13 protein-coding genes and 1 pseudogene are annotated in these 22,213 nt (G+C 43.8%); 10 read left to right on the forward strand and 4 right to left on the reverse strand.

Translation table 11 applies throughout. From position 1 onward, the window contains the following. Positions 1-113 precede the first annotated feature (113 nt). The 6 genes and pseudogenes from LHW48_09770 to LHW48_09795 all read left to right on the forward strand — a co-directional run bounded on the left by LHW48_09770 (position 114) and on the right by LHW48_09795 (position 10,447). Complete coding sequence (locus LHW48_09770) at positions 114-578, forward strand: hypothetical protein (protein ID MCB5260736.1); 465 nt, start codon at positions 114-116, stop codon at positions 576-578. After that, a complete protein-coding gene (locus tag LHW48_09775) occupies positions 568-3,471 on the forward strand; it encodes a DUF1156 domain-containing protein (protein ID MCB5260737.1) in 2,904 nt (967 codons plus the stop codon). Before LHW48_09770 ends, LHW48_09775 begins: the two co-directional genes overlap by 11 nt. Positions 3,472-3,505: 34 nt before the next feature. After that, positions 3,506-4,729, forward strand: a pseudogene (locus tag LHW48_09780) (putative DNA binding domain-containing protein). A gap of 294 nt (positions 4,730-5,023) precedes the next feature. Then, positions 5,024-7,858, forward strand: coding sequence for a DUF499 domain-containing protein (locus LHW48_09785; protein MCB5260738.1), 2,835 nt, complete (start codon positions 5,024-5,026; stop codon positions 7,856-7,858). A gap of 255 nt (positions 7,859-8,113) precedes the next feature. Next, positions 8,114-9,802: a hypothetical protein gene (locus LHW48_09790; GenBank protein ID MCB5260739.1), complete on the forward strand. Its 1,689-nt coding sequence runs from the start codon at positions 8,114-8,116 to the stop codon at positions 9,800-9,802. Beyond that, positions 9,803-10,447 (forward strand): DUF4263 domain-containing protein, encoded by a 645-nt coding sequence (locus tag LHW48_09795; GenBank protein MCB5260740.1) that lies wholly within the window; start codon positions 9,803-9,805, stop codon positions 10,445-10,447. Between the two features lie 55 nt (positions 10,448-10,502). On the opposite strand, the gene LHW48_09800 is transcribed toward LHW48_09795, so the two are convergent. Both LHW48_09800 and LHW48_09805 read right to left on the reverse strand, forming a co-directional pair. Beyond that, positions 10,503-12,956 carry a DEAD/DEAH box helicase gene (locus LHW48_09800; GenBank protein MCB5260741.1) on the reverse strand — a complete coding sequence of 818 codons (2,454 nt, stop codon included), beginning with the start codon at positions 12,954-12,956 and terminating at the stop codon, positions 10,503-10,505. A gap of 439 nt (positions 12,957-13,395) precedes the next feature. Further along, the gene (locus tag LHW48_09805; GenBank protein ID MCB5260742.1) at positions 13,396-14,151 is read right to left on the reverse strand and encodes an XRE family transcriptional regulator; all 756 of its coding nucleotides are present in this window, start codon (positions 14,149-14,151) and stop codon (positions 13,396-13,398) included. Positions 14,152-14,393: 242 nt separating this feature from the next. Here LHW48_09805 and LHW48_09810 point away from each other — a divergent pair, with 242 nt between their 5' ends. From LHW48_09810 to LHW48_09825, 4 genes are read left to right on the forward strand one after another with little or no spacing between them, the layout of a single operon-like run. After that, on the forward strand, positions 14,394-14,981 hold the full coding sequence (locus tag LHW48_09810; protein ID MCB5260743.1) for a hypothetical protein: 588 nt from the start codon (positions 14,394-14,396) through the stop codon (positions 14,979-14,981). Continuing rightward, on the forward strand, positions 14,914-17,517 hold the full coding sequence (locus LHW48_09815; protein ID MCB5260744.1) for a Mu transposase C-terminal domain-containing protein: 2,604 nt from the start codon (positions 14,914-14,916) through the stop codon (positions 17,515-17,517). Before LHW48_09810 ends, LHW48_09815 begins: the two co-directional genes overlap by 68 nt. An 8-nt stretch (positions 17,518-17,525) precedes the next feature. Next, positions 17,526-18,236 carry an ATP-binding protein gene (locus LHW48_09820; protein MCB5260745.1) on the forward strand — a complete coding sequence of 237 codons (711 nt, stop codon included), beginning with the start codon at positions 17,526-17,528 and terminating at the stop codon, positions 18,234-18,236. A gap of 7 nt (positions 18,237-18,243) precedes the next feature. After that, positions 18,244-18,747, forward strand: a complete 504-nt coding sequence (locus LHW48_09825; GenBank protein ID MCB5260746.1) for a hypothetical protein — start codon at positions 18,244-18,246, stop codon at positions 18,745-18,747. 36 nt (positions 18,748-18,783) lie between these two features. Here LHW48_09825 and LHW48_09830 read toward each other — a convergent pair whose 3' ends face one another. Further along, positions 18,784-21,897 carry a hypothetical protein gene (locus LHW48_09830; GenBank protein ID MCB5260747.1) on the reverse strand — a complete coding sequence of 1,038 codons (3,114 nt, stop codon included), beginning with the start codon at positions 21,895-21,897 and terminating at the stop codon, positions 18,784-18,786. Beyond that, positions 21,898-22,213: hypothetical protein (locus tag LHW48_09835; GenBank protein MCB5260748.1), on the reverse strand; the 316-nt coding region annotated here is incomplete at its 5' end.

Raw genomic sequence — 22,213 nt, forward strand, 5'->3', positions numbered from 1 at the left:
GGACCCTTTTATATTCGCAATCCCTTTACCCTGGAACCGGATTGGGCGGTCACCAGTATTAATATGGATATCATAAGCTTGATTGGCAAAGCAGAATTGCTTGAGCAGAAGTCATGAACGATTACTTGAAGAGCATACAGGACGATTACAGGCTTGAGAAGATTAGAATCTTGTTTCATGAATGCAAAAAGCATTATCTAAAATCTGCGGAATTAGTCGGAAAGTACAATGAGCATATCAAGTATTTAAAAGAAAAAGAAAGATTCTACACAGATGGTCCGCTTAGGATTATGAAAGCTATTGAAGACCGGTATAATAAAGAATACTGTGATGATCAGATGCAAATTTTTGAACCATTTGAGAAGATGACAGATCGACGTTGGCATAGCTTTATTTGGAATACAGGGCAAGCTCTCATTATGGATAATTCTTTCTGTCGCAGCTTTCTGCGCTCTGCAGGATTTCTCGATCAAAATGATATTGAATTGGCTATACCCACTGCCTTACAAATCATCAAAGATTTAGAGCTAAGATGGTATGTGTCAGATGAGCCCAAAAGGGAAGATAATGAAAATTAAAGCACCTAAGAAACTAATAGAAGTAGCGCTCCCCCTCAAAGAAATAAACGAAGCGTGCGTGCGTGAAAAATCCATCCGGCACGGGCATCCCTCCACTCTGCACTTGTATTGGGCCAGGCGACCTCTGGCGGCTGCCCGAGCTGTACTTTTTGCCCAATTGGTCAATGATCCCGGCTGGGATGAAGAGCTGCAGATCGGCAAAAAACGCAAAGCCGATGCCAATAAAGAACGCGAACGACTCTTTAACATTATTCGCGAACTGGTGAAATGGGAAAACACCAATAATGAAAAAGTCCTAGAAGAAGTCAGAGCCGAGATTCGCAAAAGCTGGAAAGTTACCTGTGAGCTCAATAAAGACCATCCGGAAGCTGCTGAACTGTTTAACCCGGACCTGCTCCCTGCCTTCCATGATCCCTTTGCCGGTGGTGGTTCCATTCCGCTGGAAGCCCAAAGATTGGGTCTGGAAGCCTGGGCCAGTGACCTCAACCCAGTAGCTGTACTAATCAATAAAGCCATGATTGAAATCCCGCCCAAGTTTGTGGGCAGACGTCCAATTGGGCCTATTCCTAAGCATGAAAAACAGAATGAGATTCCGCTTACCTGGCCCGGAGTTACTGGTTTGGCGGAGGATGTGCGCAGGTATGGACATTGGGTAAGAGAAGAGGCCTTCAAACGCATCGGACACCTATATCCCCCCATCGAAATAAGGCCTGAAATGGTGGCGGAACGCCCTGACCTGGCAAAGTATCAGGGTAAACAGCTAACTGTGATCGCTTATATCTGGGCAAGAACAGTTAGGAGTCCTAACCCTCAATATTCTCATATTGATGTTCCCCTTATCACCACTTTCATTTTATGCAACAAAAAAGGTAGTGAAGCTTATATCGAACCCATTATTCAGGGAAATAGCTATAAATTTGTAGTAAAGAAAGGTAAGGTAGCTAATCACTCTCAAGCCAAAATGGGTACTAAAGCTTCAGGGAGAGGTTCTGGTTTTTACTGCCTATTATCAAAAACTCCTATTGATGGATCATACATAAAATCAGAAGGGCAAGCTAACAGGATTGGATCTAAGCTCTTAGCAATCATTTGCGAAAGTGAGAAAGGAAGAGTATTCTTATCGCCCAACACTCATCAAGAAGCAATTGCTCTTTCTGCAATTCCAGAATGGAAACCAGTTCAGGGCATGAATCAGAATACAACTGACCTAGTTAGTGGTAGAGGATATGGGTATAAGTTTTGGCATCAGATTTATACCTCTCGTCAACTAACTGCTTTAACTACGTTTTCAGATTTGGTCAACGAAATACATGAAGTCGTTAGAAATGATGCAGATCGTTCTGCGAAAGTTAACGATACATTGTCATTAGATGATGGCGGATTAGGTTCTAAGGGATATGCAGATGCAATTTCTGTATTCTTAGCCCTTGCACTTGGTAGATGTGCAAATTATTGGTCAGCCTTTACTACTTGGGGAGGGAATTTTATAGTCCAAACTTTTGGACGGCAAGCCCTACCAATGGTTTGGGATTATTCAGAAGTTAATCCTTTTTCGTCATCTACTGGCAATTGGTTAGGAGCAATTAATTGGATTGAAAAAGTTATACTTTTTTCTCTATCTGCCTTGCTCCCAGGTTTTTCTATCCAACAAAATGCTATGACGCAATCGATTAGTGATTCTAAGGTTGTTTCAACAGATCCTCCTTATTATGATAATATTATGTATGCTGATCTATCTGATTTCTTTTACATATGGTTAAGGGGATGTGTCCGAACTGTTTATCCTTCTCTATTTTCTACATTGGAAACTCCTAAGTCTGATGAGATTGTAGCTTCGCATCATCGACATAGTATTCGTTCAGATGCTGATTTATTCTTTATGCAATCAATGAAAAAAGCAATGCACAGGCTCTCTGAAACATCAAATATTTCATTCCCAATTACAATATATTATGCATATAAACAAGCAGAGTCTAACTTCTCGGGGACCTATTCAACAGGATGGATAACTTTTTTAGATGCGGTTGTTGATTCTGGTTTGGCTATTTTAGGAACCTGGCCTATGAGAACAGAAAGAGACCAAGGTCTAAAAACAGGTTCAAATGTTCTTGCTTCAAGCATAATACTTGTATGCCGTAAACGAGAATCAAATCCTGCAACGATAAGCCGCAAAGACTTCATGCAGGAGTTAAATAGAGCTATCCCCATAGCTTTGGAAACAATGATTAACGGTAGTGAAACCTCCAGTCCGGTAGCTCCGGTGGATTTAGCACAAGCTGCCATCGGCCCCGGTATGGCTGTATATTCAAAGTACAAAGCCATCCTGGAATCCGACGGCAGCCCCATGACGGTGCATACTGCGCTGATCCTGATCAACAAAGCTCTGGATGAGTATTTTAAAGAGCGGGAGGGGGATTGGGATAATGATACCCGCTTCTGTCTGCAGTGGTTCAGTGAATATGGCTGGGGAGAGGGCGTTTATGGCGAAGCCGAAGTGCTGGCCAAGGCCAAAGGGCTATCTGTGGAAGGTGTGCGAGACAGCGGCGTTTTGACCGCCGGTAGTGGCAAGGTGCGTCTGTATCGCCCGGCTGAATATCCCACGGATTGGAGCTCACTCCAAGATGAACGCACTCCGATCTGGGAAGTATTGCATCAGCTAATTCGGGCACATCAAAGCAGTGGAGAATCCGCCGCCGCAGAGATAGCCTCGGCAGTTCCGCGCTTGGCTGCTACTGCCAGACAGCTTGCATTCCTGCTTTATACCTTGTGTGAACGTCAAGGCTGGGCCGAAGATGCCAGAGCTTATAACGATCTGGTGCGGGCCTGGCTTTCCATCGAAAAACAAGCTCAGGATAGCGGGCTTAAAGATACGCCCCTCGAAATAGAGTTTTGAGTATGAAACTTGATTTTTGATGCAGGAAAGATAGATGCTGAAAAAGGAAGTTCTGAAGATCATCGCCACAGGCGAGAATGCCAGAGTAGAGTTCAAACGTGATGATTTGAGGCCGGAGCAGCTTGCCAGAGAAATCGTAGCTCTGGCAAATCATCAGGGTGGTTATCTGATTCTCGGTGTGGAAGACGATGGCACTATCTCCGGCATCCACAGAGCTGGGCTTCAGGAATGGATTATGGACACCGTATGTGGTCGCTATATCCATCCCAGGATTACCCCCAATTACACGGAAATAGACATCAGAAGCGGGCTCAAGGTGGCTCTAATCTCTATCAAGGAAGGCAATTCCAAGCCCTATGTACTTCGACACCATGACCGCGAAGATATCTATCTGAGACATGGCAGTATCACTCGTATCGCAACGAGGGAAGAATTGGTGGGTTTGCTTGCCAGCAGTGGCATGCTTCAGGTGGAGGCCTTGCCAGTGCCCAGAACCTCGTTATCAAGCCTGGACATGGCACGCTTAGAAAACTACCTCTTGTTTCGTGGCGAACCGGAGGCTCCCAAAAACAAAGACACGTGGACAGAACTCCTGCTCCAGATGGGATTTTTGACCGAAGCTGCAGGCGACGAAATACAGTGCACAGTAGCAGGAATTACCTTGTTTGGAATCAAGCCCAAACGCTATCTGAAGCAAGCAGGACTGAGGGTAATGGCATTTGATTCTCTCGATCTGCAGTATCGAGCTCTGCTGGATGTGGTTTTAGATGGACCTATGCTCGCCAGATGGGTGTTCGATGATGATGGCGTTCGCACCATTGTAGATGGTGGCTTGGTGGAAAGGCTGGCTAATACCATCCATCCCTTCATTAGCATTGAAGGAGATGCGATAGATCGGGGTTTCCGGCGCCCCAGCAAAACACTGTATCCGATGGAGGCAATCAGGGAGCTCATTTTGAATGCTCTTGCCCATAGGGATTGGACTCGCTCCACTGATATCGAACTGCGTATTTTCTCCAATCGTCTGGAGATCATCAGTCCGGGTGCTTTGCCAGGAACTATGACTATACAGAAAATGAAGGCAGGACAGCGCTATGCCCGGAATCCTCTGATCATGGAAGTGCTGCGAGAGTATAACTATGTGGAAGAGCGCGGTATGGGTATCCGCACTAAAGTAATCCCACAGGTGAAGGCCATCACAGGAAAAGAGCCGGGGTTTACCGCTGATGAGGATTGCCTGATGATCACCATGCATCGCGATGAAACTACAATTGAAGCTGTAAATGAGACTGGAAATGCATCTATAAATGCACCTATAAATGCAGCTATAAATGCACCTATAAAACTGACAGATACACAAAATAAGATAATAAGCAGCATAAGGGATAATCCCTCAGTATCTTACGATATGCTTGCATATACCCTAAGTGTAAACAGAGCCACAGTAATGCGAAATATACAGATCCTGAAGAAGGCTGGGATTATTACTCGCATGGGATCAAAGAAAACAGGTTACTGGCAGGTGAACAATGAATAATTTGAGGATAATATCATGACTATAAAAGCTTGGCGAGACATCGCAATTCCGCATCAGGACGTGCTGAGAGGCACTTTCAAACAATCAGAATTTGCCGCAGACCTTTCACGAGTGCATACCGGAGATGCCAGTGAAGAATATCAAAACCCGCTTATGTTCTTTCAAAGAACCTTTATCACAGAAGGAATGAGCTTACTCTTGGATTCTGTCATCCAGCGCCTTAGCGGGAGTGGCGGTGACCCGGTCATCCAATTGCAGACAGCTTTTGGGGGCGGTAAAACGCATACCATGCTGGCTGTGTATCATCTTGCCAAAGGTGATACGCCGCTGTCAGAATTACAGGGAATTCCGCCTATTATCGATAGAGCTGGCATCACAAATTTGCCAAAAGCCAGGGTAGTGGTGATAGATGGCAATCAACTCTCACCCGGCAGTCCAAGATCAAGAAATGGCATTACTATCAATACTCTCTGGGGCGAGCTTGCCTGGCAATTGGCTGCTGCAAATGGCTATGAACAAGTCAAACAAGCAGATCTTAGCGGAACTTCTCCCGGTAAAGAAGACCTGACCGGGCTGCTCCGGCAATATGCACCCTGTGTGATCCTGATAGATGAATTGGTGGCTTATATCCGCCAATTTGAGCCCGGCAAGAGCTATACGGGTGGCAGCTATGATTCTAATATCTCGTTTATCCAAGCTTTGACCGAAGCTTTGAAGGCTGTGCCAAATGCTTTGATGCTGGTTTCTTTGCCAGATTCCGATCGGGAAGCGGGAAGCCATAATGGAGTAAATGTGCTTAGAACTCTGGAGCATTTTTTTGGGCGCATCCAAGCCTTGTGGAAGCCTGTCGCTACCGAAGAAGCTTTTGAGATAGTCCGGCGCAGGCTGTTTACCAATATTACAGACCAGGCTGCCATGGAAGAGACCTGCCGAAGCTTTGCCGACTATTATATCGCCAATAAGCACGACTTTCCCAATGAGACCCAGGAAGCGCATTATTATGAACGCTTGAAACAGGCCTATCCCATCCATCCGGAGATCTTTGACCGTCTTTATGAAGATTGGTCATCTTTGGACAACTTCCAGAGGACCCGCGGGGTCTTGAAGCTAATGGCCAAGGTCATTCACAAGCTCTGGATAGACGATAACAAAGACCCGCTGATCATGCCCGGCAATCTGCCTTTGTATGATGCTGATGTGCGTAATGAAATGATATATTATCTCCCCCAGGGCTGGGACCCTGTCCTGGAAAGGGACATCGATGGTTCTCGCTCTGAAACTGCCCAGATCGAGAAGAATGAAGCCAGGTTTGGTCAATTGCAGGCTTGCAAGAAGCTGGCCCGCACCATCTTCTTTGGCTCTGCTCCCCATGCTGCGGCTCTGAATGCGGCCCGAACTTCACGGGGAATAGAATACAATAGAATCCTGCTGGGCAGTGTTCGCCCGGATCAGGTGCTGGGGATCTTCAAAGATGCCATGAATAGATTGGTGGATAAGCTGCACTACTTAAGCAATGCCGATAACAAGCTGTTTTGGTTCGATACACGCCCCAATCTCAGACGCGAGATGGAAGAGCGCAAACGCCGTTTTAAAGATAAAGACGATGTAGTGCCGGTGATCAAAGATCAGCTTCAGCGTTTGCTGTCCAATGGCTGTTTCGACGGCATCCACATTTTCACGCGTTCTGATGACATTCCGGATGATTACTCGCTGCGCCTCGTTATCTTGCCACCAGATGCCTATTATCTGCGTTCGGGAAGCAGCTTTGCAATTGGCGGCACTCCGAATAGTGCTGGAGCTAAGAAGATACTCACCAGCAGGGGCGAACAGCCGAGGCTAAAACAGAATCGTTTAATCTTTCTGGCTGCCGATGGCGATGTGATAGGCAGATTGAAAGATCATGTGCTTACTCTGCTGGCTTGGGATTCCATTCTCAAAGATATTCAAACCCTGAAGCTCAATCTCGATTCATATCAGATCAGACAGGCAAAGACCGGCTTTGAAGATGCAAAGAAGTCCTTAGACCGCATCGTAAAAGAAGGCTATAAATGGTTATTAGTACCCGGGCAGGATAAGGTGCCGGGAGATAAATTTGAGCCTTTTGCCATCAATCCGAGTGTGCCCAACCTTGTGGAAGAGATTGAGCGGATTCTCATAGAAAACGAGCATCTCATTACCGTGTGGGCACCGATTCATTTGCATAACCTGCTCAAGCGATGGTTCTGGAAAGAGGATCTGAAAGAACACAGAGCAAAGGAGATCTGGCATAGCACTTGCTGCTATCTGTATCTACCCAGACTCCAGAATGAAAACACCTTCTCAAATGCGATCAACGCCGGTGCAGAGAGCAGAGACTTCTTTGGCTTGGCCTATGGCAGGGAAGGCGATGAGTATATTGGTTTCTCTTATGGGAAGTCTATGACACCTGTCTTTGATAGTTCACTACTGCTGATAGACCCTCTTTGGGCTGCAGAATATCAAGCTAAGAAGACTGTGGTGCTTGATACTCCTGAAGGAACCGGAACAGACGAGATTGGTGATGTGACGGATGGTGGAGCTCGTGGCACTACTCTTCCTGGAGGAGAAGGCGGTGGAGAAATGCAGCCTAAGTCTGAGCGAGCTAAACTACGTTTTTACGGTAGGGTGAATCTAATACCAGCCCGCGCTAAAGCAGATTTTGCCACCATCGTGGATGAGATCGTGCTGCACTTGATAAATAGCCCAACTGTGGATGCCAATATCAAAATCGAAATCGAAGCAGATTGCCTTGAGGGTTTTGATGAAGCGATACAACGCACGATCAAAGAGAACTGTAATACGCTCAAGTTTGATCTGAGTGAGTTTGAATAGGGATGCTACGAAAGTAGTAAATAAATAAAGGAGGCGAAATATGAATAAAATCATAGTAACTCTCCTACAATGGATAGCTGTATAGTGGCTAAGGTCTTAGGTGAAGTATTACCTTGACCGAGAATGGCCACTATTATGGTTAGCCCTGTAGCTGGTCTTCGAATTGTTGCATAGCATATGCAGCTAAACATGCGTGGAGTATCCGAGCGGCTAGCACCGCTCGGATATGAAGCGTTAGCTTTATGGAAAGAACTAATGATGAATAAAGAAACAGATTCTGAAAAACTTATGATTCTGAGGGCATTAGATGTTTTGTGCCCCATCTCTATCATGAGCTACACTAGCTTCTGCGAAACTATGTTAAATGAGAGCAAAACTCCATTTCCCTACATTAGCTTCATAACACTAGATGTAATGCTTAAGATAGTTGCTTTCAGGGACACATCACAACTGATAAGTCTGAGACTTGATGTTAACAATTTGGTATCATTGTACGAAGAAGCGAGAACAACACTTGAAACCGAGGAAATGGGATTCTTTGATCAATATCCAGATCCTGATTCATCTGAAATCGAAGCAATCATTCGCAACGCAATCATCCATCTAACTAACCATCAATTTGTTAAAATCCCAGACCTAAATATTTATGCTAATTGGTTGAGGCTGGATTTTATTCTCAATGTAACCGAACCGAAGTTTAGAGCTGAAATAAAGAGAAGATTCTCCACTTCAATTGACATAAAAACAACTCTGAGCAATTTAATTGGCAAGAGTTGTAGAAACATATATACTGGCATTAAGGATTTGACGGAAAATCTACTATCTATTTACAAAGATACTTCAATCTATTCCAGCTTGAAAGCTTGCACTACAGCAGATGAGTATACAGATGCAGTAATCCAAGTTTTATATGCAATACTCCAACGACGATCATCTTCTGTTACTCTCCTTGATGATGTGTCTAAGTTATTAACCGTTTTCGAATCTCATCATCATCTCGACAAACTGATGAGTCTGTTAGCTCAAAGTATTTATGATCTCAGAGTCAACTACTCTGAACACTATCAAACAGCGCGAACTGATATTCCTGAACTACAAAATTCGAGTTATCGATATGAAAGCCCACTATTAAAGCAACCACTGGTGCAAATCGAAGATCAGAAGATAATTCCAAACTTTTATGATCTATTCACCTGTCTTAGAGAGTTTCCATTCAGATTCAATGAGTACCTTGATTACGAGCTGAATGCCAACACTAGGAATACCATGGGGCTCATATATGAGTTTTATATCGGAGATTTGTTAGAATTCACATTAGAGCCTGAGCGATACATTATTATACCAGAATTTGTTTATCAGCGTAATGGCTCGGAAGTTAAAAGCCCTGACTTCGTTGTTATAGACCGTATTGATCTTCATGTAATTATCATAGAGGTTAAAGGAACAAGAACCTCAAATGTAGTTCGAGATGATCCAGCGTCAATTCGAACACATGAGTATGTGGAACGAGTTAGTAGTGTTCTTAAGAAAACACTAACCAAGATTGATGAGTTATTCTCATGTGTTGGTGACTATTCGAAATACAGAGAAGTAATACATAAGTGCACTTTAGATAAAACAATCATTCTCCATGTGCAGAAAGACTTTGGAGTTCTGATCCCAAGCTTGGTTCACGGAGAATTAACAAAGATTGATCCAGATCTTTCCGATAATTGTTGCTCGTTCAATTACTGTCTTGTCGATATTCCTTACTTTGAGACCATACTTCATAATCACAAGGCTACAGGTAAACCTTTAATTGGCTACCTTAGAGATTATCATAATATCCAAATCGGCAAAACAGAAAAACCTGTCCCCGTAGCAGAGTGGATTCCAATGGAGCACAAATTCCAGGACTTGATCTTTGTTAACTATCTTTACAACTTAGCCAAGAAGGAGGCCTAGGTGATAGAATGGGATTTGCCAAAAGTCGAAAAAGAACTTAAACAAGCATACTGCGAGAACTCAGAACTAAAACTATTATCAATACTCAAGTCTAATACATTTCTATTCTATGAGTTGTTCTCTAGGAAGCAGAGAATTCAACCCATATTCCATGAAATAAGCTTTGGAGCTAGGCTCAGGTGTGACTTTGCTTGGCTAAATGATAATTCTGATGGCCCGGAATGGGTTCTTGTCGAGATCGAGAAACCATGCATTCAGCTATTTACAAAAGTTGAAACGCCTACAGCTGAACTCAATAAAGGTATTGAGCAAGTGCGGTCGTGGCAGAGATATTTTGATGAGAATCCCCATGAACAAAGAAGAATCTTTGGCTTTGTCTCTAGATTCAGATATGTCTTGGTCACAGGGTCAACAGAATCGTGGCAAGAACTATCGGCGTCTAAATGGAGATCTCACTTCAATAAAACCAACCAAATTGAGGTTAGAACATGTGGAGTATTCTATAGAGCTATTGAGAAATATATAAATCGTCCCGACGATTTCTGGAGTTTCAAAGAACATCCAATCACACTCGGAGGTGCCAAGCTGAAGAAATACTGGGAGGATTATCGTTACATGGATTATTGGCGAGCATTATACAATTAATAATCAGGAGAGCGTTTTGGGTTGGACTGCAAGGTAGACAGCTCAATGAATAAATTTATGTAGTACCACTGATCACATACCCCATCCCCTCATATCCCTTTACACGTTTTTTGAACATCCTCGCAAGCATGGGCTCCTCTCTGTCCACATAATCGTAAATCACAACTTCTGTTTTGTTATCATGAGCCCTATGAAGCCTGCCGACATATTGTTGAAGCACACCTTTCCAAGAAACTGGCATGGTTAGAAACAAGGTATCCAGCCTACTGTCGTCAAAGCCCTCGCCGATGTACTTCCCAGTCGCAATAATAACCCTTTCATCTTCCTCCGGTATAGAGTGGAGCCTTTCCATAACCGCTTTTAGCTGTTTCCTACCCATACCACCTCTCAGAGCGATAACATGCTTCGAAAACCCTGCCAATTTAGAAGTAAAGAACTCCACATGAGCAGTTCTTTCCGTTAGAATCAATGGGCTTCTGCCTGCCACAATTGCTGAGATGATATCATCCAGGATCATGTCGTTGCGAATTGGGTCATCCACCAAAGCTTGATAGATTTCAGTGATTTTAACTTCTGCCCTATCCGGAGTTATTACGCTCTTGAAATCTGTGTATCGCACTATTACTTTATGGCTGAATAGTCTAAGTTTAAGCTGGGATTTGGCGTCAACTACATAGCGGATTGGTCCGCACTGCATATACACAATGGGATGCTGACCGTCTCGACGAATCGGAGTTGCCGTCAGCCCATATACATACTTTGCACGAACTGCCTTAAGAACCTGTTCGAAGCTAAAAGCAGAGATATGATGACACTCATCTACGATCACCATGCCGTAGTTCTTCACGAGCTCTTTCACCTTACGTTTATGGTAAAGACTCTGAATGATAGCCACATCAATCTTGCCAGTTCTCTTATCGCGCCCGGCTCCTATCTGTCCCACCTCAGGTTCGTTCAGAAAACACTTTAACCTTTCAATCCACTGTTCCAGCAATTGCCTACGATGCACTACGATCAAGGTATTGGTTTGTCTTTGAGCAATCATCCATATTGCCACCACTGTCTTACCAAAGGCAGTGGTGGCAGATAATATCCCATTATCATGCTGAAGCATCTCATTCCCCGCAACTAACTGCTGGGGACTCAGTTTCCCTAAAAACGAAGCGCTGATCTGCTCCCCTGCATATCTTAGATCATTGTGAACTTGCTCGATATTTAGCGGCATAAGAAGCTTTGTGAGGTCGTCCTGGCAACCCCGGGGGATAGATAGGTGTTTGTCTGTTTCTGCAGATAGATTGATAACTCTTGGGATCTTATATATTGGCATTCTCATTGCCTGAGCTCGATAAAACTCCGGATTCTGAAAGGCTGCAAGCCTGATGATACTGGACATGAGCTTCTGAGGAAGTCCAGCTTTTTCTATATAGATCGTATTGCTCAAGATAATCTGAATCTGTCCCGGTAGATCCTTGTATTCTTCTGGCTGCGCGATGGTTGGCTCCCAAGGCATGGGTTCATCGGTATCAGAAACTGTTCGCTGCGATAATCCCAATGCGCCTTGCCCTGCAAGTATCTCTGTAAGGATTGCATTGACCTTAAACTTACTGATCTTCTCCACTTGCGCCAATAAGTTCCATTGATCTTCGATTCTGTTAAACTGGTGATCGACAAACTCGCTGTTCCCGCTCTCTCTTGCCTTCTTTTGCAAGGGTAAAGCGATCAAATTGCCAAATCCACCCTTAGGCATAGTATCCTGATTGGGGAATAGTCTATCGTACGAATCAAAACCTATTTGGTGTCGAAGCTCCAAAGCCTTGGTAAGTAGTGCAGTTCCCAGCTTACGAGCCTGGATAGCAGATATCTTCTCTTCAAAAAACAACCAGACATGGGCTCCATTCCCAGACCTGGATATCTCTACAAAGGCAGGGATTTGATAAATCTGGCATATCTCGATTAATGCTTTCACATCTTCCTGCCAGCTCTTCTTATCGAAATCTATAGCCAATAACCGGCAGGAATCATCTTCAAACAAGGGGTAGATTCCGATGGTGATCTCTCCGCTGAGGTGCCTATAGATTTGCTTATCATCTAACGGAATGAGTTTCCTGTTAGCACAATTGGCACAGGGTATTTTCTTGTATTTACCGCATACACCGAGTTTCCAGTCATTGGAGCATGCTGGCGAGTAACCTGATTTATTATCTTTCCCAACCCATCTGATCGCAAATAAATCCTCTCTTCCTTGAAACAAACTTCTAAAGAGAAGTACTTTCTCCTCGGGACTGGATGTATTGTTAATTGTTGTAGGCGCAGATAATTTTCTTTCTGTAATTGTTTGTTTATCTTGCTGTGACTTTTGTGAAGTTTCACTTTTATCGGAATTTGATGCTACCGCTTGATTATCACCTACGACCAAGTTCCTCAATCTGGAATTCTCTGCCTCTAATTCACTGATTCGCTTTAACGTACTTTCCAGTTTTACCATAAGGTCATTATACTCGCTATTCATATCATCCTCATGCTGACGATTATTAGAAACTGCGTTCGGATGTCAATCCCAATTTGTTTGTGCTTTTTCGAGCCCTGATAGCAATGTAACGCATACACAGGAATTAGATATGCAGAGTTCAGAGTTCAGTGGTCATGGTCAGTGGCTGGGTTGTTGGTTGATTGGTTGGTGGTGGCTTAGTTGGCTTAGTTGGCTTAGTTGGCTTAATTGGCTTAGTTGGCTTAGTGGCTATAAACTGACACCCAAAGCTGCAAGTTGTGACACAAGGGGAAAGTGGGGATAAGGCTTTATGTGGTGGTGGTTTGCGATGGACTGGTTATGGAAATGTCCAGGCGCCTTTTTGGACGTTTTTGGACTGTTTGGTGACACTATTATTGCAAATTAGCGAGGCGTTTGGACAGGCTTTGGAAAGAGCAGTTGGGAAAACGGAACTTTGAAATTATAAAAACCGCAATTGGAGTGCGATTGTGCCGATCAGGAAAGCTCCGTAATTCCAATCCGAGTCTAAAACAAGAACCGGGTAGTCTATATTAAATGGTTGGAGGATAATCTGTTGCCTGTTGTGGTCGATCTGCACCTTCTTGATGGTAAGACCATCGTCAGTCCTTACAACTGCTATTTTCTCGTCTGCATCTTCCCAGCTCTGATTGCTCTTAATGACCACTATGTCCTGATGCTGGATCACAGGCTCCATGCTTCTGCCATTTACTTGAAAGACAGTGTAATGCTTGGGGTTACCGGGTAGGAATGAGACTGGTAACTGAATCTGACCCATCTGACTCCACTCGTCCTTGATCTCCATGGGAGGTCCGGCAGCTATTTCACCCACTATGGGAAAGGTGATTGATCTAGTGGGATCGAAGTCCTGATTGATGATGGGATGTAGAATTGGCGAGATGATGGTTGGGGTTGAGTTATCTGAATTGGTTTGCATAGTGGATGCCTGATTGGATTGGATGAGTTCCTGGAACTCGTCCTTGGCATACATAGAACCGCTTCCCGTAAAGAGCCAGTGGATATTTATCTGATCTTTGGAGAGTGCTTCCAGGAACTCCGTATCGGGATAACGCTCGTTTAGTTTGTATCTTGATAACGAAGCACGGGAGATGCCATACTTAGTGGCAAACTGGTAATCCTTGAGGCGCAGGGCCTTAATCACCAAGCTAAGGCGTTGTCCGATAGTCGGTTTATTCATCGTGAACTCCATATAGAAACTTTGCTATTGAATATATCCGCATGGCTGCAAGATTAGTTCCAGATGCCATTCTGCTGCAGAGCGGTTTGGAGTCAATACTAAAGATTATAGTGTGACCCAGGTGGATTATAAAGCATTGCCGGAGAATGCGTAAGAAAGCTGGCAAACTCGCAGAAAGGACTTCCCAAGGTTCTGCACTTGTGGTTCTTAGCACCCTACTAAATATATAAGAGAGGTGTAGAATGACTACAAAGAAACAACGCCATGCGGAAGCGCAAAAACGGAAGGTTTTGGGCAATGTCCAAGCGGGTACCCCTGTCCAAGCGGGGGTGGGATTGAGGCTTAACTTATTGATAACTATGATGAGAGGGCAAAATGTCCAAGCGCTTGAGCGCATTTTTGAGGATTCCAGACTGAAATGTCCAAGTGGGTCGCAGTTTTTGAAGGACTTGGACATGGACATGAAAGTCGATTTTATCTGGCTACCCATAGATAGGGTGGCCTTACTGATGAACAAGAACCTGAAGACAATCAGAAGAATGGTCGATGCCGGGAAGCTGACCGCACTCAAGCATCAGATACCTACTAAGAACGGAGCTACGATCAAGACCTTTGTACTGGCAACTGAAGAGATCATCCTTGCAGAGTATGCCTGGTTTAGAGACAGCCTGCGTAAACCGGAGCTGTACTTTGAGGAAGTGATCGAACTGGGAGAGCATAGCTACCCAAGTGTATTTCTGGTCTATTACGAGAATGAAGTAAATGCCAATACTGATTGTACTGAGAAAGACCAAGCTCTGCAAACCGGAGGTTCCGATGTATCCCTATAATGGCAGACCAACCGAGGAGTTCCTCAGGGACTATAACCTCAAGCTGAGGGAATTGCAGGAACTGATCGAAAGCCTAGGGATGAACCTTCAACTCAAACCCGGTGGAAGATGTGTGGTAGTGCCAGCTACAAGTAAGAATACTGAGACAATAGATAAGAGCCACTTGATCAACTACAGTCAGCAGTATAATGCCAACTTGATAGACTCAGAAGATTCCGAGACGACCGAAACTGCCTATGAGACCTACGAGGACTATCTGGACTTCGAACGTAAACTCGCTCTGATCCATGAAGCCAAAGACAGTGATATCGTAGTCGACTTCTCAGCTGAGTTTCTTGATCTTGCTCCTATAATAGAAGAGAAGCTAATGTTCAAGGAAGAAGCTCAACTCTATGGGAGATTCTGCCAGGAGGTAATCCGTATCCTGAATGGTGCTTCCTCCAAGACCATCGCCTGGAAGCAAATCACCAAAGACTATAATAACAGCAAGCTGGTGGCAGAACTGCGCTACAAGAAAGGACCCCGCAAAGAACGAGCGCTGCGGGAGTGGTTACGCAACTACTATGACAACAAGATGGATATGTATGCTCTGCTCCATAAGAGTAAGGGGCAATACAAAGACCGGAAGATCACTTATCAGGAACAACAATATTTGCTTCATCTACTGCTCAATCCCAATCGCATCAAGATCGGTTCTGCCATCGTTAACCTCAAACAGATGAGCAGAAACGGGATTATTGAATCTCAGGCCAATGAACGCACGCTCAGACGCTGGTGCGAGGAATGGGCTGCCAGGCATCCGGCTGAGTGGTATCAGGCCAGAGATGGCAGCAAGTTTGTCTCAGAGAATCTCATCAAGAGCATTATGAGAGATGACAGCACTCTGGAAGTGGGACAGGTCTGGGTGGCTGATGGACATACCCTCTCCTTCGATATTCTCAATCCTCAGACCGGCAGAGCCCAACGCATGACGATGATCATGGTGATGGATTGGGCAAGCCGATATCCTGTGGGAGCATCACTTGCCTTTACCGAAGATAGCCAGCATATCCTGACAGCCTTCCGCAATGGCTTTATCAACTGCGCTCAGATCGCCGATAACAATAGCGGAACGATGGCGGTGCTACCCAAGTATGTCTATCTGGATAATGGCAAGGCCTTCCGAGCCAAGCTCTTTCACGAACGCTGGGAGGAGCATGACCTGAACAAGGAACTGGGTGGTATCTTCCCCCGGCTTAATATCGGAGTGAGGTTCGCCGAGAGCTACAATGCCAAAGCCAAGATCATCGAGAGGTTCTTCAAGACCTTCCAGGAGCAGTTTGAGCGGTTCATAACTACCTTCCGAGGAGCCTCGATTGACGATAAGCCCTCTATCCTCCACAGAAATGAAGTCTGGGCTAAGAAACTCTATACCGGTAAACCACCCACCATTGAAGAGACGATGCAGATGATCGCCTTCTACGTACGCTTCTGTTATGGCGAGACACCGCATACCTCTCTTAATAGACGCACCCCTTATGAGGTATTCAGTGCTGCCAGAATAGCGGAGAGCCGCCAAATCGAGATCTCCAGGCTCAACTTCCTGATGATGGCGATGGAACGCAAGAATATCCGCGCGGAGGGCATCAGGTTGGATAAGAAGGTCTACTGGCACCGGGAACTGGTTAATCATGTGGGACAGCCCTGTATCATCAGGTTCGATTACAGCGATGCCAGGTGGATCGTAGTCTATGACAAGAACGATGTCTTCATCTGCCAGGCAGCACTCCGTAAGGCACAGCATCCCTTCATTGAAGTCTCGATGGACAAGGCAGTATCGCATAAGGAACTGAATAAAGAATACAATGAGATCAAGGGCTTAAGACGAGAGAAAGAACGCAATGCCAAGAAGTGGGTGGTGAACTCACAGAAAGCAGTTGATAAAATCTTGAGCAACTCCACAACCAAGCAAGAGAAGCTTGAGGATCATGGTGCCAGAGCAATCTTCAACAGTCCTCCCATGCTGGAAGCACCACCCAAGGATAGCGATGAGATCATCGAAGAGATGACCAGAAAGGCGATGCTGAGATTGCCGAAACATCCTGATATGCTGAGTCCTGAAGAGCGAGTAAAACTTGAAACCGAGGAGAAAGAGAGACTGGCGAAAGAAGAGATTGAACGGATAATTGATCAGGAGATCAAAGAATCATTCGATAGGATCGGACTCGATTATCAAGGTAGCAACGTTGATACACCGATATCCTGGAAGACTGCCTTCAGCAAGACAGCAAGAGAGTATTATAAATCGACTGATCAAGACTCGAATGGAGATGTAGGAATATTGATTAGTACGGCTTCCGTACCAGAACCAGATGCTACTAAACCAGTAAGAGAACAAACTGATAATAGTGAGCCTATTGAGGATACCAATACCCTCACTCATTCAGAGTTACTAACAGATAACCAACAACAACAAACCGATGTAGATAAGGAGCCAAAACCATTCGCACACCTCTCCAGAGCAGAACTTCTCAAACGAATCGGGATAACCAATTAGGGGTAATCATGAAACAGGGAACACTAGTCAGGACACAGAACGTTATCGCAGCGGATAAATGCATAGAATACCTAGTAAATCGACCCAAACTGGAGATGGTCGGGCTTGGCTTGCTGTATGGCAGACCAGGCTTGGGAAAGACCACTTATGCCAGTCGGATTGCCTTCAGTAAAGGTTATGTCTATCTCAGACTGGAAGCCACTACCACACCCAAAGCCTTTGCCTCCAAGCTGCTCTTAGCTTTATACAAGAGATTTGGCATGGGAGAATACATACCATACGGTACAGCCAATGACCTCTTTATGCTATGCTTAACGACCTTAGAGGATCACAAGGATACGATCATAGTTGTTGATGAAATAGACTACGCCTTCCGGCATCCCCAGCTCTTGGGTGCAATCAGGGATATAGTGGATGTGACCACAGCGATTGTCATCCTGGTCGGGATGCAGAATGCCAAGGACAAGCTCAACCAGATCAACGAGTATTACTTCGACAGATGCAACTTCTTCTATGAGTTCCAAGACCTGCCCAAGAGGGACGTAGCCCAGTTATGTATTGAGATCCTGGAAATCAAGTTCCATCCAGACATTGTCGACTATGTCCACTTCCACTCCTGTGGCAATGTCCGAAAAGCCATGAAACTTATCCGCTCAGTGGAAGAGATAGGTAGATACAAGAATCTTGAAGTAATATCCCAAGCAGATCTGGATGATTGAGGCAATCATGACGGACAAAGAACTCATCCTCAACTTCATCAGTCAGTATGATCGCCCGTTCAATGCAGAACTCATAGCCAAACTGACCAGTGTAAGCATAGAAACAACAGAAAATCTACTGCCTGAACTGCTCCAAAGCCAAGCAATCAAACAGATAGAAGATGATCCTCCGATCTACGTTAGAGCCAACCGCTACCAAGCTAGGATTGGTTATCAGCACTACAAGGGCTGGACTTTCAGCATCGCAGATGCCCATAAGCTATTAGACATCCTGGAACAAGGCAGATACAAGTCCATCCGAGAGATTGCTCAAGACATAGGAAAATCAAGGCAATGGGTCTATATCTATCTGGAGGCTCTGGCATCGATAGAAGTTATTGATCTCAGGCAGCACATATACGTGGTCATATCCCGCCAAAACGTGCCCAAAATCGGTAGGAAAGTCCAGAAAGGTATACTGGGTCAACTCAGGAGGCTGAATAGAGCTGGGTGCCATAGGTTGCTTGAATAGATCATTTTTTGGGGATGAATGAGAAATCCTACAGACCTAAGTCTTGGTAGTGTTATTGGAATCATTCTCTTTTGATTCACCAATCATACTGTCTCTAAGGTCAGCAAAATGCGTGTCTACAAACTTGATCGTATTCTCCTCATCTAAACGAATCGGGATTTCGTGACACTCACTATTTAAGAGTGAATCACGAATGCTGTTCAATTGCGATGTATCGGTTTTAACATATTCCTTGTATTTTGCTGAACACAATGGACATAAAGCTAGATAATGTGAGTTATGCTCTTTACTCAAAAACTCCTTCGTGAATATCTCAACTTTCTCCATATAATACTCTTCGTTCCTTTTCTTAAAAGGCATAACATCTTTACAAATCTGGCAGATCAATTGTCCAACCTCATTACTATAGGACAATCGAAGATAACTCTCAACATCCGAGAGGTCACCAGATACTCTTGCGCTTCTTGTGCGTTGCTCGTATTTTTTTTGCTGAGCATCAGCCATTCCCTCATCTATTTTTTGAGATCTACGAACAGGGTCTAGAGATTCTTTTTTGGGGAAAACGGGTTTGTGTGTCCCAGCTAGCCAGCGTGTAAATCCCTGCGGGTCTCTTTTTTTTGCTTCAGCTAACTCCATAGCTTCGGATGACGAACTGAATCCCATACGTTTAGCTGCCAACTCATTCTGTTGAACTTCCGAATTGTTTTTCATTTCTTCTTGGTATCTGATATCTTCTCGGAGTTTAACATTGCTTCCGAATGATGTTTTTTTAAGCCAATACCATCCGTTATCAAATGTAAACCCATCAGGTAGCTGCTTAGAATCAGCATCCTGGGGTGTAACGAAAGTACAACCACTATTGAGCATTTGTTGTGGCACCCATGGATGCTTAGATAAAAGATTTATAAATTCTGAATTACCTACATTATAATAGTATACTCGAGCCTTTTCGCTTCTGTTATAACACGAATAGTTATGCGTCTGCTCACATCTCAATAGAGCAGCCCATATCAACTTTGATACAGGAAACGACATTTGGTCAAGATGGTAGGAAATATGCTCAATTTTGTAGTCTCTGCTCTTATATCCATCTTTTTCTATTATTTCAAGTGATGAAACAGCACCAACTTTCTGAGCAAATTCTCCAATGGATTTTAAAGATACTTTAAGCTCTTTGTATTCATTTGATAGGTTCCAGCATTTTACTTTATCTAACAATGGAGCGTAAAACGCCGACAATCCAGTGTCTAAATATGGGGCATCTAGATAGATTTGTCTAGGTAAGCACCATTTCCCATTCTCGCATTTGAAAATATAAGCCTGTTCGAACATCTTAGCTTGTGATGGTTCTTTTTCTACAAACCGAATAAATCGCTTTATGTCTTTGAGTCTTGGGTTAAACCTTGTATTTTGAACAGCATCTTGTGAGTAATTTATTCTTAACAATGTTTCAATTTGCTCTGTTTCCCCGACTACCCGAACCCCAACTTTTTCTAACAATAGCCTTGCTTTATCCTGTTGTGCTTTATTTGTTCCAGATGAATAGACTCCTCTATTAACCCTAGGCATCTGTTTATCTAGTTCATCTGAGTCATCCGGGAAAAAGCAATTCTTGCCGATTTCGTAATAATCGTCGGTCAAACGGATGATTTTTAGTTTCGAAATCGCTACTATCCTTTCTTGTAATGCGCTATCAGGCGCACTAGCTATAAAGTCAGCCAACATTGCATACAGCTGTTGATGCCACTCATTGGACTTCCCTTTGAGCCAGCAGGATATATGAACAGGCATCTCGGATAATGCTGTTATTAAATCACTTATTTTGTATTCGGTTATCTCCAGCATGGATAGAAAGTCATCTGATCTGCTGTTTCTCAGTGGTGCATTGGCGACCCACATCGGAGCAATATATTCGTCATTTAGCAATACGATCAGATCTTCATCTGTAATCAATGATGAAAGCTGAGCAGTTCCTCTGAAAATCCCAGAAGCTGCAGCATGTCCACACATTTTCATCGGTGTTAAATCTTCGTTTTTAAACGCTTCAACTAATTTACTTAATATTGGTCGATAAAAAGAAGGTAACTCATCCTTGCTGTTGGGTAGAACTGAGAGAAAATCGACAGTTAACAGATGATTGTCACGCAAGAAAAATAGGGATTCAACTACTAAAGTAGCGATCTGATCTCTGAGCGTTTTATTCTCCTCACAGTCTCTAACGCTATCTCGTGCAACAGTCGAGGCGAAAGGCGCATTTATATGGAATTTCAGATTAGAAGTTTCCTTATCTGCAGGGAAATAAATGGAAACCCGACCAGGATCAATTTGCTTTATCTTCCATCGAATGTCATAGTCATTTTTCTCGTTCGCTGGTGTTTTTTCTACTTTGAAAGCTATGGAAATGCGACAAATCTTTTTATTTCTATCTTCAACATCAACTTCAACATCCTTTCTAAACCGATAATAACTTACGGTATTTGTCTCATTGTCGCCTGGCAAAATTGTTTTTATTTGCACTATATTATCGTCATTATCTTCCCTTTCTACATAGCCAGTCCGACCATTCGGCAAACTATACTCGATCCTTTCAATATTTGACAGAAACAGCAAAGTGCTTTCATTTAATGAGTTTAGTAAGTTAGTAACTTCCGCAACAGCGTTGTCCGTTGGTTTATTTGGATTATTAAACGGGATTGTGATTCTTGTTATATCATGGCCAATTGGTTTCGATTCAAGTCCGTCAATGTTTGGGACGACTAAATCATGTATCTGAAAGTGATAATCGCCCGAAATTACTTCAGGGGTCAACGTGTACGAATAGACAGATTTAAACCCGACTCCAAATTTTCCGATGTTAGTCGGATCATCCTTTTTGCAACTTCTTCCTATGCTTGTTATAGATTCTACATCATCTATTGAGAAGAGACGGCTGCCATTATGTTCAAATTCTAAACTGTTATCAAGAAGTCTAAATATTGCCACTGTTGCTTTTGCATCTTCTGCATTTTGTAGTAATTCGAAAACAAAATGAGCACTGTCTGGATACAAATCAGTTAGGAGGTTTTTAATACCTTCTTCAAAACCATTTTCTTGGTTGATCGCAATCCATCTCTTGCGGCGCTCAATAAGATCAAGAATTCTTTGGCTCACCTACAATACCTCCTTAGTTATTCTGAAGATGCCATACATTACAGGAGTGGTTACAATATCTGCCTTTTCCACTGCAATGTCAAGGGCTTGAATGTTCCTGGCGTATGCAGCCTCCAATGATGCCAGTTGCGCCCGATACATACGCAAGATCTTCTCATCAGATACTTGCTCCATTCTATCGGTAATTGATGCCACTACTGCTTGATGACTGGTCTTCAAGCTTTGCTTTTTATACTCGGCAAGCTCTTTGGTTCGATCAATGTGCCTGTGCTTTTCTTCTTTCCAAAGTTCATAATGTCGGGATTCAAGATGATCC

It is taken from the genome of Candidatus Cloacimonadota bacterium (assembly GCA_020532355.1).
Taxonomy (GTDB): Bacteria; Cloacimonadota; Cloacimonadia; order Cloacimonadales; family Cloacimonadaceae; genus UBA5456.

Coding starts and splice junctions, on each gene's coding strand:
- LHW48_09770 (MCB5260736.1), top strand. CDS start 114: ATGAACGATTACTTGAAGAGCATACAGGACGATTACAGGCTTGAGAAG.
- LHW48_09775 (MCB5260737.1), top strand. CDS start 568: ATGAAAATTAAAGCACCTAAGAAACTAATAGAAGTAGCGCTCCCCCTC.
- LHW48_09785 (MCB5260738.1), top strand. CDS start 5,024: ATGACTATAAAAGCTTGGCGAGACATCGCAATTCCGCATCAGGACGTG.
- LHW48_09790 (MCB5260739.1), top strand. CDS start 8,114: ATGATGAATAAAGAAACAGATTCTGAAAAACTTATGATTCTGAGGGCA.
- LHW48_09800 (MCB5260741.1), bottom strand. CDS start 12,956: ATGAATAGCGAGTATAATGACCTTATGGTAAAACTGGAAAGTACGTTA.
- LHW48_09805 (MCB5260742.1), bottom strand. CDS start 14,151: ATGAATAAACCGACTATCGGACAACGCCTTAGCTTGGTGATTAAGGCC.
- LHW48_09810 (MCB5260743.1), top strand. CDS start 14,394: ATGACTACAAAGAAACAACGCCATGCGGAAGCGCAAAAACGGAAGGTT.
- LHW48_09815 (MCB5260744.1), top strand. CDS start 14,914: ATGCCAATACTGATTGTACTGAGAAAGACCAAGCTCTGCAAACCGGAG.
- LHW48_09820 (MCB5260745.1), top strand. CDS start 17,526: ATGAAACAGGGAACACTAGTCAGGACACAGAACGTTATCGCAGCGGAT.
- LHW48_09825 (MCB5260746.1), top strand. CDS start 18,244: ATGACGGACAAAGAACTCATCCTCAACTTCATCAGTCAGTATGATCGC.